Genomic DNA, 15,507 nt, shown 5'->3' with positions numbered 1-15,507 from the left:
TTACAGTATGGTGCCGCCTTTGGTCAGCTGTTCCTCACGCGCGTCCAACTCCTCTTTATGCTGCTTACCATGGTGCGAAATCGCGGTACGCAGACGCTGCTGCTGGGTGTAGCGATCTTCACGGCTGAGCTCAGCGTCATCGCTTAATTCGATCAGCAGTTCATTCATATGGGTAATCACGCTCTCTTCGATGGCGGCATCGACACAGGCGGTAACTTCGCTTAAATGTGACATTGTCACTCCTTGTCATGTGCCCGGTGGCGCTACGCTTGCCGGGCCTACGGGTGCCAAATGTAGGCCGGGTAAGGTGTAGCCGCCACCCGGCGATAAAACGCTTAGTTCAGCTTCGCTTTGGAGAAATCGCTGCCCATCAGGCTCACGCTGTATCCCGTCACGTTGCTGCGGGTCGCATAGAACGTTTTCCCGTTTGCCAGTGCGATCCAAGGCGCCTGCTGGTAGAAAATCTCTTGCGCCTGGCCGTAGAGTTTCGCACGCTCGGCCGGGCTGCTGGTCAGCTTCGCTTTTTGCACCAGTGCATCATAACCCTTATCGCACCAGCGCGCGGCGTTTGATCCGGTTTTAATGCTGTTGCAGCCCAGAAGCACGTCGGCAAAGTTATCAGGGTCACCGTTATCGGACATCCAGCCAAACAGCGCGGAGTCATGTTCGCCTTTACGCATTCCGGAGAGATATTCACCCCACTCGTAAGAAACAATTTTGGCCTTCACGCCGACTTTCGCCCAGTCGCTCTGGATCATCTCTGCGATACGGCGCGAGTTCGGGTTATAAGGACGCTGAACCGGCATTGACCACAGCGTGACTTCCGCCCCCTTCTCCAGCCCCGCCTGCTTCATCAGTGCTTTCGCTTTTTCAGGATCGTAGCTGTAGTCCTTCAGGTCTTTATTAAAGCCCAGCATATTTGGCGGGATCGGCGATTTTGCCACCGTACCAGACCCCATAAAGACCGCATTGACGATCGCCTTCTTGTCGGTCGCGTAGTTAAGCGCCTGGCGCACCAGCACGTTATCAAACGGTTTTTTCTCGGTGTTGAACGCCAGATAGCCGACGTTCAACGCATCGACCGAGTGCAGCGTCAGGTCTTTGTTATTCTTGATGACGTCAAACTGAACCGGGGACGGTGCAGGAATGATCTGGCACTCGTTGGTCTGTAGCTTCGCCAGACGGGTTTCCACATTCGGCGTGATGGAGAAGATGAGATGCTTCGTCGGCACTTCGCCTTCCCAGTAGTTCGGGTTCGCGACGTAGCGGATCAGCGAATCCACCTTGTACTGCTGCAGCACATAAGGCCCGGTGCCAATCGGCCAGGTGTCTACATTTTCAGGCGTGCCTTTTTTCAGCATCGCGTCGGCGTATTCGGCGGAAAGAATCGAGGCGAAATCCATCCCCCAGTCGGCCAGAAACGCGGAGTTGGGTTCGCTGAGGGTGAACTGGACGTGATAATCGTCGACCTTTTTAACGTCCTGGATCAGCTTATCGAGACCGACATCGTTAAAGTATTCGTAGTTGCCCTGCGACACGTTGTGATACGGGTGTTTAGGGTCTTTCTGACGCAGAACCGAGAAAATAACGTCATCGGCGTTAAAGTCGCGCGTCGGTTTGAAGTATTTATTGCTGTTGAACTTCACCCCTTTGCGCAGGGCAAAGGTATACGTCTTACCGTCCGGCGAAATCGTCCAGGACTCCGCCAGCGACGGAACCGGTGTGTTTTTCACCGGGTCGAAATTGATCAGGCGGTTGTACAGTACCTGAGAGCTGGCCACAAAAGACGGGCCAGAGCTGGCGATTTGCGGGTTGAAGGACTCGGGAGACGCTTCAGAACAGTAAATAAGGGTGTCGTTGTTTGCCGCCCATGCGGCACCGGCTGGTAACAGCGCGCTCAGCGCAAGGGCGAGCAGTGTTTTCCCTGTAGACATGGTTATAACCCTGACAGTTTTATTATATAAGACAGTAATAACAGCACAGGCGATATGACCTGGCAAATAACGAAACACTATCAGGTTATTCTAAAGCCGCGTTTATTGCTGTTTTAACAGCCAGCGCCCAAAAAGGTGATTTGCCTTAAGGGCCATTATTCGTCAAGCACAACCGTCACTTTCTATGCCGCAAGAAATCGGTCCTTTTAGCGTCTCTTCCCCCGTTTGGTTGCTTCCTCGTTTCGTTAAAGTAACGGTGTGAAGAAGTATATGGGATCAAATCGTGGCAAAAACTCTTTTACGCAGCGGTAACCTGGATGACTTTCAGGCCGTTGGCGGCGGCGGACAAGCCGTTTTTGAATCAGCGTTACAAATCCGGGAAGCGCTCCGGTTGCGCAAACAACAGGCCATCGTCGACTGTCTGGCTATTCCTCAGGTCAACGACAGCGGTGACCGCGTGGACTGGTATTCCCCCGTTGAAGGGAGCGTAACCAGCTGGAAAGCGGCCGATGAAGATGACCGTTATCGCGCCCTGCGCTATCTGGAAAACACGCTAGCCAGCGTTGAGTCGTTAAGCAAGAAATGCCTCCAGTCGCCCAAAACTGCGCAGCAGCTTTTTGGTTCTCTGCTGTCAAAGGCGTTTCAGTTCCCGGGTGAAAACTTCCTCTTCCTGGTGGACGGAAAGCCGGTCATCAGCTTCTGGGGGTTTGTAAACCTGAACGAAAATGCGCGCGACGATGTCCTCGACTGCCTGCGTGAATCGCTGGTCCCTGAGCCTGCCCCCGTTGTGATTGAAGATCCTGAACCCGAGCCTGAGCCAGAACCGGTTGTGGCCTTCGAACACGCCGACGAGCCGCTGATCGCCCCTTCCACGGTGGTGCGTATCACGCCGGAAGATCTGTATGAGCCTGAGCCGGCACAGGCCGTTGCGCAACCAGTCCAGGAACCTGTTCCGGCGAACGTCGTGAAAAAACGTCGCATTCCCCTGTGGACGCTGCCGGTTGCCGTCGCGATCGTTGCCGCCATTGCCGCACCGCTGCTGTGGCCAAAACAGTCCCCTTCCGCTGAGCCCGTGCCGACACCGACACCTGAGCCAGTAGAGATTGCGCCAAAGCCGATCAAAACGGTTGAGCCGCTGGCCATGAAATTACCGCTGCATCAGGCAGAGGTCGTGGCCAGCAAAGAAAAAGAAGCAGCTCCGGCCGCTCCTGCGCCACAGCCCGCTCCGGTGGTGATTGTCGCCATCCCGAAAGACGCCATGGTGATGGAAGCGAATCAGGTGAAAGCGGGATCGACGCGTTTCCTGAACGGTACCTGGCGTGCGGTTCTGGACGTGAAAGATCCGGTCACCGGCAAGCCACCGTCAATGCGCTATCAGATCCAGAACAATAAAGGCTTCGCCCGGGTTGTCCATGGCGACAACGTTGTCTGCCGTGCGGAGGTCTTCTCCGGCCTGCACAGCAACGGCGAGCTGATGATTAAAAGTCGCGGTACTGCCCGCTGCACCGACGGCTCCCGCTACCCGATGCCGGAGGTTGCCTGTAAAGCAGGCGCCAGCGATATCGCAGAATGTCGCGCCCGTTATGATGCCAATACCGTCGTTCCCCTGACGTTCAAGAAAGCAGGTGCCTGATCCTATGCTGGTAAATCTTTGCGACTATAAACAAAGCGTCACGCTTATTGCCAACAGCGGCGTGCAGTTCCTTGATTTCGGTCTGACGCCGCAGGACACCGCCAGCAACGGGCGCTTCGTACGTAAAACCGCGAACGGTCCGCTTTTGCGCCTCGATTTCGACCTGGTCAACGGGCGCTATACCCTCCCGGGCACGAACGGTGGGCAGCCTGAAGTGGTCAAACCGGAAACCACCCTCCCGCTGCATCAGTCCCTGGCGGTGCTGGACGGCGTCTGGCTTCCGGTTCCGTTCCTGCGCTTCAACCCGCCGCGAACCTTCGTTGAGGGGCCTGATAACTGGGCCCGCGTTCAGGTGCGCAGGCTGGATACACCCGATACGGCAGGCAATACGCACCGCGTCACGCTCGCCCTTGACAGCCAGATTGCAGAACACGCCACGTCCGCCCTGTCCCCGGTTGAAAACGATATTCTCAACGGGACCCGATTCGCGCTGGCCTGGCGAGACAACGAAGTTGAAAGTTTCCTCGACCAGACCTGGATTGACGGCTGGCTGCGCGAGGCGTTTACCCAGTATGCCGACGGCGTTGAGAACCGCTCTGAACGCGACCTGCAGCAGGCGATGCGCAGTTTTGAATATCAGGCCCACTGGCTTAACCTGCTGACCATGCTCGGTGAACAGCTCACCGTACCGGAAGTGAAATTTGTCACCCATACGCTCAGCACGCCAGCCATTCCGGTCGACCTGATCCTCGACGTGGGCAATACCCACACCTGCGGCGTCATTATTGAAGACCACGGCGACGCCAACGATGGCCTGCGCCAGACCGCCGAGCTGCAGGTCCGCTCGCTAAGCGAGCCGCAGTTCCTGAATGCGCCCCTGTTCACCAGCCGTCTTGAGTTTTCGGAAGCGCGCTTTGGCAAGCAGCACTTCTCGGTTGAAAGCGGTCGCGAAGATGCCTTTGTCTGGCCGTCAATTGTTCGCGTGGGCGATGAAGCCCGCAAGCTGGCGATGCAGCGTCTGGGGACCGAAGGCAACAGCGGCATCTCCAGCCCGCGTCGCTACCTGTGGGATGAAACGCCGGTCGTGCAGGACTGGCGCTTTAGCCAGATGAACAGCAAAACCCAGCGTGAGCCGCTTGCCACCGCGTTTCCGCTGATGAACCTGATGAACGATGACGGCGAACCGCTCTTCACGCTTCCGCAGGACGAGCGGCTGCCGGTCTTCTCGCCGCAGTACAGCCGCAGTACGCTGATGACGCACATGCTGTGCGAGCTGCTGGCGCAGGCGCTGGGGCAGATCAACAGCGTCGCCACGCGCCTGCGTCTGGGCTTCCCGGCGTCGCCGCGCCAGCTGCGCACCCTGATCCTGACCCTGCCCTCGGCCATGCCCAAGCAGGAGCGCGAAATTTTCCGTCGCCGCATGTTTGAAGCCATCGCCATCGTCTGGAAAGCGATGGGCTGGCACCCGCAGGATGAGGATTTCGTCACCCGCAAACAGCAGGATAAAAGCGTGGTGCCGGTTCCTGAAATCCAGATGGAGTGGGATGAAGCCAGCTGCGGTCAGCTGGTCTGGCTGTATAACGAAGCAATCTCCCGCTTTGGCGGTCAGACGGAAGCCTTCTTCGCCTCCCTGGCCCGCCCGGACCGTGAGCCTGAGCCGGGTAGCCAGCCGGGCCGCGCGCTGCGCGTCGCGTCCATCGACATCGGCGGCGGCACAACGGATATGGCGATCACCCATTATCAGCTGGATGACGGCTCCGGCAATAACGTCAAAATCACCCCGCAGCTGCTGTTCCGTGAAGGCTTTAAAGTCGCGGGCGACGACACGCTTCTGGACGTGATTCAGCGCTACGTGTTGCCCGCGCTGCAAACGCAGCTGCAGAAATCCGGTATCGCGGACGCTTCGCTGCTGATGGCGTCGCTGTTTGGCGACTCCGGGCGCATCGATACCCAGGCGGTACTCCGTCAGCAAACGGCGCTTCAGCTCTTTATGCCGATTGGCCACGCTATTCTTGCCGCGTGGGAATCGAGCGACGTTGACGATCCGCTGGCCGGTCTGCATGCCACCTTTGGCGATCTCCTGCCGCAGAAACCGACCCGCAACGTAATGAATTATCTGCAGCAGGCGATCGACCATGCCCTGCCTGCGGGTTCAGACGCGTTTGACCTGTTCGCTGTGCCGCTGCATGTGAACTTCCGCGAAATGCAGGATGCAATGCTGGCCGGGCAGTTTACGCTGGCCTCGCCGCTTCACGCGGTGTGCGAGGCGATATCCCATTACAGCTGCGATATTCTGCTGATCACCGGACGCCCCGGCTGCCTGCCTGGCGTTCAGGCGCTGATTCGTCATCTGCAGCCGGTGCCTGTAAACCGTATCGTCTGGCTGGATAAATACCAGGTGCACGAGTGGTATCCGTTCAGCCAGCAGGGGCGCATTGGCAACCCGAAATCGACGGCCGCCGTGGGGGCCATGCTCTGCAGCCTGGCGCTGGACCTGCGTCTGCCGCGCTTCAACTTTAAAGCCGCGGACATTGGCGCGTATTCAACCGTGCGGTATCTCGGCGTGCTGGATAACACCGTTAATACCCTGCGCGAGGAAAACGTCTGGTATCAGGATATCGACCTCGATAAGCCGGGCGCGAAGCTCGACGCGCGTCTGCACTTCCCGCTGCGCGGTAACGTTACCCTCGGCTTCCGCCAGCTGGCGAACGCGCGCTGGCCCGCCACGCCGCTCTACACGCTCAGCATCAACTCGGCTGAACTGGCGAAAGCCATTGCCGGTGACGGCGTGCTGAACGTGCGGCTGAAGCTCTGCGGCGGCAGCAAGCAGGAAGGTCCTGAGGCCTTCGAGCTGAGCGATGCCTGGCTGCAGGACGGCACGCCGGTTGCCCCTGACGCATTAACCTTCAAACTGAATACCCTGGCCGATCGCCGACACAGCGGTAGCCACTACTGGATCGACAGCGGGAGCGTATACCTGAAATGACAGCGACGACGACCACCACTCAGGCCTTAATCGGGTGGATTAATGAGACGCGCCTGAACGCCCCTGTGCTGGATAACGATGCTGACGCCCTGCTTGCTCGCATCAACGCGGCGCAGGCGCGGGAGCAGGCCATTGAACGCGCCATGACGCGCCAGAGCAGCATTGGGCTTTACGGTCATTCGCAGAGCGCGAAAGCCCATCTGCTGTTATCCCTGTGCGGCAGCGGTAATGGACGCCTGAACGTGACGCCGGGCCAGCGCACCTTTGACTATTTTTCGCATATCAATCCGGGACATGCCCTGACCAATATGGCCGTCCGCTTCACCCGGGAAAGCCCGGAGGTGGCGGATGAGGCGTTCCCGCTGCGTCTAAGCCTGGTCACCGAGGCCGAGCTGGTACAGCTGTTTATTGCCCGCTCGACGCTGCATCCGCAGATGCGCGCGGTAGATAAGGCGGTCATTGAGACACGTCTGGAGAAATGGCGCGGGCTGCGCCAGCCGCAGGGCGTGCCCGGTATCACGGCTCAGGAAGTGGGTGCGATAGCCCGCTTCTGGCAAAGCACCGTACCCGCCGCTAAGCAGCAAATTGATGATGCCCTGTGGCATGAGTTCGCCAGGCTGGTGCCTTCTCTCGATCTCAGCACGCGGGCCAGCGTCTGGTCGCTGCTGTGGGGCGAGCAGCAGGAGTTGACCCAGCAGTGGTTAAAACTGGCCCATGTGCTGCACCAGACCAGCCATGCCGGCGAGCTTGCTGCCCCGCTTAGCCTGCTGGTGGACAGCTTTGGCCTGCCGGGTGAAGGGTTCCTGACGCACGACGGCACGTTAGATCTTCAGGACGCGCAGGAGACGCTGCTTCATCCGCTGAATAGCGGTATAATGCTAAACGCCATCAGCATCCCCGTCGACGTGCTGGCCTTCCTGACCCGCGAGCTGGTGCTGCCGGTTGAGAACGGCGCGCTGGATAACGTCGATATTATTGATATTCCGGTTTTTGAAGATAACCGTGCCGACCCGCTACGCCAGGCGAAGTCCCAGTGGCTGCTCGAGCATTACCGTCAACAGCTTCAGCCGGATGTGCTGGTGATTTGCAACGCGACGGCGCAGCACGAACACACGGCAAAAAAAGCAAAAGTGTTGATGAACTGGGTCAAGGAGACGCAGCCTGCTGAAGAATCGGCCCTGCCGGGGCTGGTATGGGCGATTACCCCTCACGACGCCCGCTTTACCACCCGCCAAAATCTCGATGAAGCCGTACAGCATCTGCTCGGAAAGCCGGGTTTACGCTGGGGCACGCTGCAGGCGCTGGACAGCCACAGCATGCAGCGCGTCATTGAGTGGCTGTCTCAGGCCACGCTGCCCGCGCAGCGACAGAAGCGTCTCGGCACGCTGAAAGGCTTGCTGCGACAGGAGCTCTCATCGCTGATGCAGAGCTATCTGGCACCGCTGGTTGAAGAGCCGGGGACAAGACGCGCTCAGGCCGAAAACATGGTGCGCACGCTGCAAAGCAGCGCCGCCCGCCACGGCGAACTGCTTGAAGGCCTGCTGCCGCCGCTGAAAGCCTTTGAAACGCTGCTCGCCGTTCAGCAGCCGCGCGAGGAGCAGGTGAACGGGCTGTTTACGGACACTATTGACCTGTTTGCCGAGAATACCCAGGAAAGCAGCGGCCTGTTCCAGACAAAAGACAAAGCGCGTCTGGCGCACAGAGTCTGGATAAATCATCTGCGTCAGTGGAGCCGCAATGAGGCCACGGCCGCGCGCCTTGGGCTGGAGCCTTCGGTATTACAGCAAATCGCGGATGTGCTGGTGGTCACCAGCTACCGGCTTGATCTGCCTCAACAGCTTCAGCGTATCGTCGAAGCGGATAAAAGCAGCGCGGCACAGCTGCATGCAGTGATGGGCAATTTCATTGGCTGGCTGGGTTACGACCAGACGCCTGTGGCAACACGTCCGGCAAGCCGCATCCGCAAGGGGCAGGCAATCTTCGTTACGCCAGTGGTCAGCAGCGCCGAGCCTCGCTTGACGCGACTGGGAGAACAGCCTGTGCATGCGGCCACCGCGTACGTATACGACTGGCTGGTCGCACTCTATAGCCGCGCGATAGAGAACATTGATTACCAGCATCCGCATGATGTTCAGCCCGGTGCTCGCCGGGCTTTACAGGCGTTATTGCGCTGAGATGTCGGCCCGCAGCCATGCGGGCCATTTTCACCGCGCCATACAGCCAACGATCGTCTCCGCCAGCGCAGAAGGGTTTTCCCACGACATTGAATGCCCTGCCGCAGGAATGATTTTCACCTCGACGCCCTTTTGCTTCAGACTTTCCACATCGTCATCCGGCAGAGACAGTTCGCCGAAAATCAACGTTACCGGGCAAGGAAGTGACAGGAACTGCGCTTCCCATTCGGGCTCTACGCCCGCCACCAGGCTCGATGCGCCCCGCCAGACGGCATATGGCGCATTGCTCTGCAGGCACCCGGCCCACGCCGTTTTTTCCGCGCTGAGCATGGCGTCATAGCCCTGCGTCAGAAACTGCTGCTCGGTTTGCGCCGCAATAGACCGGCTGAACATGCCCCCGCCCGCGTGAAAATTAGGCTCTGACACCATCAGGCCCTTCACGCGCGACGCCAGCAGCCCCGCCGTTTCGATAGCAATGCTGCCGCCCATGCTGTGGCCGTATAACCAAAAGGACTCCAGCTCTAGATGGTCAATCAGTTCCGCCACAACGTGCGCCTGGTCGGTGGTTTTATAGCTGTAGTGCTCAGGCTTGTCGCTGTAGCCGCTGCCGGGCAAATCGATGAGAATCGCTCTACGCGCGCCAAACAGCGGGTCATGAACGACACGGGGATATTCATAGGAAGAGGCGCAGCCCAGCCCGTGAATGAACACCACGGGATCGCCGGTGCCGGGCAGGTCATGCCAGCGCACGGTACAACCGGCCTGCTGCGAGTAAAAACTGTTCATAAGCACTCCTTTTACGATGCACTGTGTATTTATACAGTTGCCGTATCTGGAATGCCATATTCATCTTTTAAAAATGGAAGCGTGCTTCAGAAAAGCGAGACCAGCAGCGCAACGGGAAAGCTCATTGGCCAGGTTGACCCCACCAGAAAAGCGCTGAGCAGGCGGATACGTTTGCGGTCTTTAGAAAGGAACCAGGTAATTAATGCGCAGATGGAAGCCATGATTGCGTAAAAAACCAACATCTTTTGATACAACGTCATTCTGTATACCAGAGCCGAAAAAATAACCGCACGCAATATGCGTCATATGTTGATACAGATCAAGTTTTTTCGTTACAGAATAACCACTTAAAGATTACGGATAATAACAATTGAGTATCTTACGTAACACTCATGGCGGGCGCGGGGAACGCCCGGCCGCGCATGCGGCCAGGCATGGCGGGCTTAGTGTTTGATCATGACATGCCGCACGACCGTATAATCCTCAAGCCCGTAGACCGACATATCTTTGCCGTAGCCGGATAATTTCATGCCGCCGTGCGGCATTTCGCTCACCAGCATAAAATGGGTATTCACCCAGGTGCAGCCGTACTGCAGGCGCGCGCTCAGACGATGGGCGCGGCCCACGTCTTTGGTCCAGACCGATGACGCCAGGCCATACTGCGAATCGTTCGCCCAGGCCAGCACCTGCGCCTCGTCGTCAAACTCGGTAACGCTCACCACCGGGCCAAACACCTCCCGCTGAACGATGGCGTCGTCCTGCTTCGCCCCCGCCAGCAGGGTTGGCTGGAAGTAGTAGCCTGCCCCCTCTTTTTTGGTCCCACCGGTGACAACGCGGATGTGGCCGAGCGCTTTCGCCTCATCGACCGCCTGACAGACGCGTGAAAGATGGGCCGCCGAGCTGAGCGGTCCCAGTTCGGTAGAGTCATCCTCCGGCGCCCCCATTTTGAGGCTGGCGACCGCTGCGCCCAGCTTTTCCACCAGCGCGGCATAGATGCCCTTCTGGGCATAAATCCGGCAGGCCGCCGTACAGTCCTGCCCGGCATTGTAGAAACCAAACGTCCGCACCCCTTCGACAACCGCATCCAGGTCGGCATCATCAAAGACGATAACCGGCGCTTTGCCGCCCAGCTCCATGTGGGTGCGTTTAATGGAGGACGCGGTATGGCCGATGATATGTTCCCCGGTAGCAATCGAACCGGTCAGCGAGACCATACGGACTTTTTCATGCCCGGTAAGCGGATCGCCCACCGTTTTCCCCCGGCCAAACAGGACGTTCAGCACACCTGCCGGGAAGATATCTTTTGCCAGCTCTCCCAGCTTCAGCGCGGTCAGCGGCGTGATCTCTGAGGGCTTAATCACCACGCAGTTCCCTGCCGCCAGCGCGGGGGCCAGCTTCCAGGCCGCCATCATCAGCGGATAGTTCCATGGGGCAATAGAGGCAACCACGCCCACCGGATCGCGGCGGATCAGCGACGTGTGGCCGTCAAGGTACTCCCCGGCGGCCAGCCCGTTCAGACAGCGGGCGGCCCCGGCAAAGAAACGGAAAACGTCGACCACCGCCGGAATTTCATCGCCCAGAGCACAGTGCAGCGGCTTCCCGCAGTTGAGGGATTCGAGCCGGGCAAAGTCCTCCCCATGCGCTTCAATCGCATCCGCCAGCTTCAGCAGGCACTCGGCACGGGTTTTCGGCGTGGTTTGCCCCCACTCCGCAAAAGCACGGTCGGCCGCCTGAACCGCCGCGTCGACCTGAGCCGCTGACGCCTCAGCAATCTCCAGCAGGAGTTCTCCAGTGGCCGGGTTATAGACCGGCTGCTTTTCTCCCTCTCCGGTTACCAGTTTTCCCTCTATCAGCAGTTGTGTTTGCATAGCATTTTCCTGTTGAATTCACTGTTATTTCCCGCTGCCGGCGATGTTCTCACCGTCGCGGGTTAGCCACCAGGCTCCCAGAATGGGGATAGTTGTCACCAGCATCACCAGCAGTGCCACGACGTTGGTGACCGGAACGTCGCGCGGACGACCGAGTTGATTGAGCAACCACAGCGGTAACGTGCGCTCGTGTCCCGCCGTAAACGTTGTGACGATTATCTCGTCAAACGACAGGGCAAACGCCAGCATTCCCCCGGCCAGCAGCGCTGAACCCAGATTGGGCAGCACCACATAGCGGAAGGTTTGCCAACCGTCAGCCCCGAGATCCATCGACGCTTCCACCAGGCTCCAGGAGGTGCGTCTGAACCGGGCAATCACGTTGTTAAACACCACCACCACGCAAAAGGTGGCGTGTCCGACCACGATGGTGAAAAACCCAGGCTCAAGGTCGATCGTTTTGAAGGCCGTCAGCAGCGCCAGACCGGTGATGATCCCCGGCAACGCAATCGGCAACAGCAGCAGCAGCGAGATCGCATTCTTGCCAAAAAACTCGCTTCGCCACAGCGCCGCTGCAGCAAGCGTGCCAAGCACAAGGGCAATCGCGGTGGATAGCGCCGCAATCTGAAGTGACAACGTCACGGATTCAATAATATCGCCGCGCCCCGCCGCCACGCTGAACCACTTCAGAGTCAGCCCCTGCGGCGGAAAGCTGAAGGCCGCGTCTTCGGTATTAAAGGCATAGGTCGCGATAATCAGCAGCGGGAAGTGCAGGAAGATAACGCCTCCCCAGGCTGCCACTTTCAGGAACAGCGGTGCGCGTTCAGAGTGCATCGAATGCTCCCAGACGTTTCACGAACGCCAGATAGAGTGAAATCAGCACGATGGGCACCAGCGTGAACGCGGCGGCCATGGGCATATTGCCAATGGCACCCTGCTGCGAGTAGACCATGTTACCGATGAAGTAGCCCGGCGGCCCCACCAGCTGCGGAACGATGAAATCCCCCAGCGTCAGGGAAAAGGTGAATATTGAGCCTGCCGCAATACCCGGGATCGCCAGCGGCAGAACGACATAGTGAAAGGTCTGGCGCGGACGCGCGCCAAGGTCGGCTGAGGCCTGCAGTAGCGAGGCCGGCAGGCGTTCCAGAGCCGCCTGGACGGGCAGGATCATAAACGGCAGCCAGATATAGACGAACACCAGAAACCGTCCCAGCCCGGAGGTGGACAAGGTGTTGCCGCCAATCGCCGGGAGCGTAAGGAGGGAGGTCAGGATCGGCTCCAGCCCCATATGGTTGAGAAACCACTGCGCCACCCCATCCTTCGCCAGCAGCAGCGTCCAGGCGTAGGCTTTGACGATGTAGCTCGCCCACATTGGCAGCATCACAGCGATATAGAAAAACGCTTTCCACTTGCCGCGGGTGTATCGCGCCATGTACCAGGCCATCGGGAAGGCCAGGATGGCGCTGGCAATCGTCACCGCAATCGCCATGGTTAACGTGCGCAGGATAATGTCGTAGTTTGCCGGGTTGAAAAGCGCCTGAATGTTCGCCAGGGTCAGATCCGGCTTGACGGCCATGGTGAAATCGTCAAAGGTGTAAAATCCTTGCCACAGCAGGGTCAGAAGCGATCCTAGATAGACGATGCCAAACCACATGAGCGGCGCGAGCAGAAGCAGGAACAGGCCGAGCGACGGTTTACGCCAGAACAGCGCCGTCATGCGGCTTAAGCGGCCGTGCGAGGCGGGAGGATGCGCGACACTCATAGACATTTCACCTCTCCTCGTGCAGGCGAATCATCGCCTCGCGTGACCACGACGCCATCACCGCCTGCCCCGGCGCAATGCCGCTCAGCGACGAGGTTTCACTGAGATTGGCCTGGCTCACCAGCAGTTTGGCGCCATCGGCAAGTTTCAGCTCCAGCCGCGTGGCCGCCCCCTGATACTGAACGGCCTGCACGATGCCCTGAACCTGAACGTCTCCGCCCTCATTAAGGCGAATATGTTCCGGGCGCAGGGAATAGCTGCCTTCCATGCCGCATATTTTCTGCGCAAGGCCCGCATCAAAGACGTTGGACGTGCCGACAAAACCGGCGACAAACGGCGTGCGCGGACGCATGTAGAGATCGCGCGGAGTATCCACCTGCTCGATGCGCCCGTTATTGAACACCGCCACCCGGTCTGACATGGACAGGGCCTCGCCCTGATCGTGGGTGACAAAAATAAAGGTGATGCCGAGTTCCTGCTGAAGCTTCTTTAGCTCGAACTGCATCTGTTCACGCAGTTTGAGATCGAGCGCACCTAAGGGTTCATCCAGCAGCAGGACGCGCGGCTCATTGACCAGCGCCCGGGCGATGGCGACACGCTGCCGCTGGCCGCCGGAAAGTTGTGAAGGTTTGCGGGCTATGGCAAAGCTCAGGCCCACTTTTTCCAGGGCATCACGGGCCTGCGCATGACGTTTTTTCTTGTCGATGCCTTTGACCATCAGCCCGTAGGCAACATTGTCGAGGATCGACATATGCGGGAACAGCGCGTAGTCCTGAAAGACGGTATTCACATCCCGCTCCCAGGGAGGCAGTTCGCTCGCCTCTTTGCCGAAGATAGAAATTGTGCCGCCTGACAGCTGTTCAAAACCTGCGATCAGACGCAGGCAGGTGGTTTTGCCGGAGCCCGAAGGCCCCAGCATGGAGAAAAATTCTCCGTCACGAATAGCAATGGTGACCCCATCCACCGCCCGTACGTCGCCGTACAGACGGGAAACGTTGTTAAACTCTACCGCGTACGTCATGTTCTGCTCCCGGGCAATTAACGACCGCCCATGATGGCGATGTAATCCTGCGTCCAGCGGCTGTAAGGGACAAATTTGCCGCCTTCGGCGATGGGGGTTTTCCAGAACATGATTTTGTCGAACTCGTTATAACCGTTTGTTTCGCAGCCTTTATCACCCAGCAGCGTGCTGGCCTTACACCCTTCAGCAACCACGGGCAGGGAGCCAAACCAGGCCGCCAGATCGCCCTGCACTTTCGGCGTCAGCGACCAGTTCATCCATTTATAGGCGCACATCGGGTGTTTTGCCTGCGCGTGCAGCATTGTGGTGTCCGCCCAGCCTGTCACCCCCTCTTTCGGGAAGACGGTGGCAATGGGCTGGTTCTCGGCCTTCAGGGCATTCGCCTGATACGGCCAGGCGCTGGAGGCCACGACGCCTTCATTTTTGAAATCGCTCATCTGAACGGTGGTGTCATGCCAGTAGCGGTGGATCAGCGCGTGCTGGTCGCGCAGCACTTTCAGCACGGCGGCATACTGTGCTTCGGTAAGCTGGTAAGGGTCATTGATACCCAGCTGCGGCTGGGTAGCTTTGACGAAGAGCGCCGCATCGGCGATATAAATCGGGCCGTCATAGGCCTGAACGCGTCCCTGATTGGTTTTACCGTCCGGCAGATCCTGTTTGGTAAAGACCACGCTCCAGCTGTCCGGCGGCGTCGGGAAGGTTTTGGTGTTGTACATCAGCAGGTTTGGCCCCCACTGATACGGCGTGCCGTAGACTTTCCCGCCGACGTTAAACCATTCCCCTTTCACAATCCGCGCGTCGAGGGTTTTCCAGTTGGGGATGAGGTCGGGGTTAATGGGCTGAACGCGTTTCCCCATGATCAGGCGCAGGGAGGCGTCACCCGAGGCGGTGACCAGGTCATATCCCCCTTTCGCCATCAGGCTGACCATTTCATCCGACGTGGCCGCCGTCTTGACGTTGACCGCACACCCGGTCTCTTTTTCAAACTGGGTGACCCAGTCGTAGTTTTTATCCGTCTGTCCGCGTTCGATGTATCCCGGCCAGGCGATAATATCCAGTCGACCTTCCCCGTCGCCGATGGCCTTTGGTGGTTCTGCGGCTTGCGCTGTCATGATAGTCATGCCGAGCGCGCACAGGCTGCTGCGGGCAAATTTTTTGCTCATAAGGGTTACTCCTGTCGCAATGAAATTTAGCGGCAGCCGTGCCGTAAAAATATCTCCCTTATTAAACGTAGACCGCGCAAATGCGCCGCACCGTACGGCTTCAGGAAATTTCATCAAGGTGTGACCGAGGGCGCATTCCCCGTTAACTGGATTATAGACAAGGAGTTAGCCGCGAGAGACGGT

Annotated in this window: 12 protein-coding genes; 3 read left to right on the top strand and 9 right to left on the bottom strand. The window is 58.7% G+C overall.

What is annotated here, in order from left to right; translation table 11 throughout:
• Together ACMWLG_RS15175 and ACMWLG_RS15170 are read right to left on the bottom strand one after the other, a co-directional pair.
• Positions 1-234, bottom strand: coding sequence for a YdcY family protein (locus ACMWLG_RS15175; protein WP_045400045.1), 234 nt, complete (start codon positions 232-234; stop codon positions 1-3).
• Between the two features lie 101 nt (positions 235-335).
• Positions 336-1,934, bottom strand: coding sequence for an ABC transporter substrate-binding protein (locus ACMWLG_RS15170; RefSeq protein WP_045400048.1), 1,599 nt, complete (start codon positions 1,932-1,934; stop codon positions 336-338).
• Positions 1,935-2,217: 283 nt separating this feature from the next.
• On the opposite strand from ACMWLG_RS15170, the gene ACMWLG_RS15165 reads away from it, so the two are divergent.
• From ACMWLG_RS15165 to ACMWLG_RS15155, 3 genes are read left to right on the top strand one after another with little or no spacing between them, the layout of a single operon-like run.
• Entirely contained in the window at positions 2,218-3,567 is a 1,350-nt protein-coding gene (locus ACMWLG_RS15165) for an SrfA family protein (protein ID WP_045400052.1), read from the top strand.
• A 4-nt stretch (positions 3,568-3,571) separates the two neighbouring features.
• Positions 3,572-6,553 (top strand): virulence factor SrfB, encoded by a 2,982-nt coding sequence (locus ACMWLG_RS15160; RefSeq protein ID WP_045400054.1) that lies wholly within the window; start codon positions 3,572-3,574, stop codon positions 6,551-6,553.
• Positions 6,550-8,727, top strand: a complete 2,178-nt coding sequence (locus ACMWLG_RS15155) for a virulence factor SrfC family protein (RefSeq protein ID WP_045400057.1) — start codon at positions 6,550-6,552, stop codon at positions 8,725-8,727. Before ACMWLG_RS15160 ends, ACMWLG_RS15155 begins: the two co-directional genes overlap by 4 nt.
• A 30-nt stretch (positions 8,728-8,757) precedes the next feature.
• On the opposite strand, the gene ACMWLG_RS15150 is transcribed toward ACMWLG_RS15155, so the two are convergent.
• The 7 genes from ACMWLG_RS15150 to ydcS form a co-directional block, all read right to left on the bottom strand.
• Positions 8,758-9,513 carry an alpha/beta fold hydrolase gene (locus tag ACMWLG_RS15150; protein ID WP_045400060.1) on the bottom strand — a complete coding sequence of 252 codons (756 nt, stop codon included), beginning with the start codon at positions 9,511-9,513 and terminating at the stop codon, positions 8,758-8,760.
• Between the two features lie 86 nt (positions 9,514-9,599).
• Complete coding sequence (locus ACMWLG_RS15145; protein ID WP_013096478.1) at positions 9,600-9,773, bottom strand: GhoT/OrtT family toxin; 174 nt, start codon at positions 9,771-9,773, stop codon at positions 9,600-9,602.
• Between the two features lie 183 nt (positions 9,774-9,956).
• Positions 9,957-11,381, bottom strand: a complete 1,425-nt coding sequence (gene patD / locus ACMWLG_RS15140; RefSeq protein WP_045400063.1) for an aminobutyraldehyde dehydrogenase — start codon at positions 11,379-11,381, stop codon at positions 9,957-9,959.
• A 24-nt stretch (positions 11,382-11,405) separates the two neighbouring features.
• The gene (locus tag ACMWLG_RS15135; RefSeq protein WP_029741505.1) at positions 11,406-12,212 is read right to left on the bottom strand and encodes an ABC transporter permease; all 807 of its coding nucleotides are present in this window, start codon (positions 12,210-12,212) and stop codon (positions 11,406-11,408) included.
• Positions 12,202-13,146 carry an ABC transporter permease gene (locus ACMWLG_RS15130; RefSeq protein ID WP_414762998.1) on the bottom strand — a complete coding sequence of 315 codons (945 nt, stop codon included), beginning with the start codon at positions 13,144-13,146 and terminating at the stop codon, positions 12,202-12,204. Before ACMWLG_RS15130 ends, ACMWLG_RS15135 begins: the two co-directional genes overlap by 11 nt.
• 1 nt (position 13,147) lies before the next feature.
• Positions 13,148-14,161 (bottom strand): ABC transporter ATP-binding protein, encoded by a 1,014-nt coding sequence (locus ACMWLG_RS15125; protein WP_045354186.1) that lies wholly within the window; start codon positions 14,159-14,161, stop codon positions 13,148-13,150.
• 17 nt (positions 14,162-14,178) lie between these two features.
• Positions 14,179-15,324 carry a putative ABC transporter substrate-binding protein YdcS gene (gene ydcS, locus ACMWLG_RS15120; protein WP_045400070.1) on the bottom strand — a complete coding sequence of 382 codons (1,146 nt, stop codon included), beginning with the start codon at positions 15,322-15,324 and terminating at the stop codon, positions 14,179-14,181.
• Between the last annotated feature and the right edge of the window lie 183 nt (positions 15,325-15,507).

Source organism: Enterobacter sp. 01-M-02-SI-ECC (genome assembly GCF_047530595.1).
GTDB classification, from domain to species: Bacteria; Pseudomonadota; Gammaproteobacteria; order Enterobacterales; family Enterobacteriaceae; genus Enterobacter; species Enterobacter cloacae_M.
Note: the sequence above shows the minus strand (reverse complement) of the source record. Positions and strands in the feature narration are given on the sequence as shown.

What these genes read in the sequence shown, in the direction of transcription:
- ACMWLG_RS15160 (WP_045400054.1), top strand. Translation starts at nt 3,572, where the DNA reads ATGCTGGTAAATCTTTGCGACTATAAACAAAGCGTCACGCTTATTGCC.
- ACMWLG_RS15135 (WP_029741505.1), bottom strand. Translation starts at nt 12,212, where the DNA reads ATGCACTCTGAACGCGCACCGCTGTTCCTGAAAGTGGCAGCCTGGGGA.
- patD (WP_045400063.1), bottom strand. Translation starts at nt 11,381, where the DNA reads ATGCAAACACAACTGCTGATAGAGGGAAAACTGGTAACCGGAGAGGGA.
- ACMWLG_RS15125 (WP_045354186.1), bottom strand. Translation starts at nt 14,161, where the DNA reads ATGACGTACGCGGTAGAGTTTAACAACGTTTCCCGTCTGTACGGCGAC.
- ACMWLG_RS15150 (WP_045400060.1), bottom strand. Translation starts at nt 9,513, where the DNA reads ATGAACAGTTTTTACTCGCAGCAGGCCGGTTGTACCGTGCGCTGGCAT.
- ACMWLG_RS15170 (WP_045400048.1), bottom strand. Translation starts at nt 1,934, where the DNA reads ATGTCTACAGGGAAAACACTGCTCGCCCTTGCGCTGAGCGCGCTGTTA.
- ACMWLG_RS15145 (WP_013096478.1), bottom strand. Translation starts at nt 9,773, where the DNA reads ATGACGTTGTATCAAAAGATGTTGGTTTTTTACGCAATCATGGCTTCC.
- ACMWLG_RS15130 (WP_414762998.1), bottom strand. Translation starts at nt 13,146, where the DNA reads ATGTCTATGAGTGTCGCGCATCCTCCCGCCTCGCACGGCCGCTTAAGC.
- ydcS (WP_045400070.1), bottom strand. Translation starts at nt 15,324, where the DNA reads ATGAGCAAAAAATTTGCCCGCAGCAGCCTGTGCGCGCTCGGCATGACT.
- ACMWLG_RS15155 (WP_045400057.1), top strand. Translation starts at nt 6,550, where the DNA reads ATGACAGCGACGACGACCACCACTCAGGCCTTAATCGGGTGGATTAAT.
- ACMWLG_RS15175 (WP_045400045.1), bottom strand. Translation starts at nt 234, where the DNA reads ATGTCACATTTAAGCGAAGTTACCGCCTGTGTCGATGCCGCCATCGAA.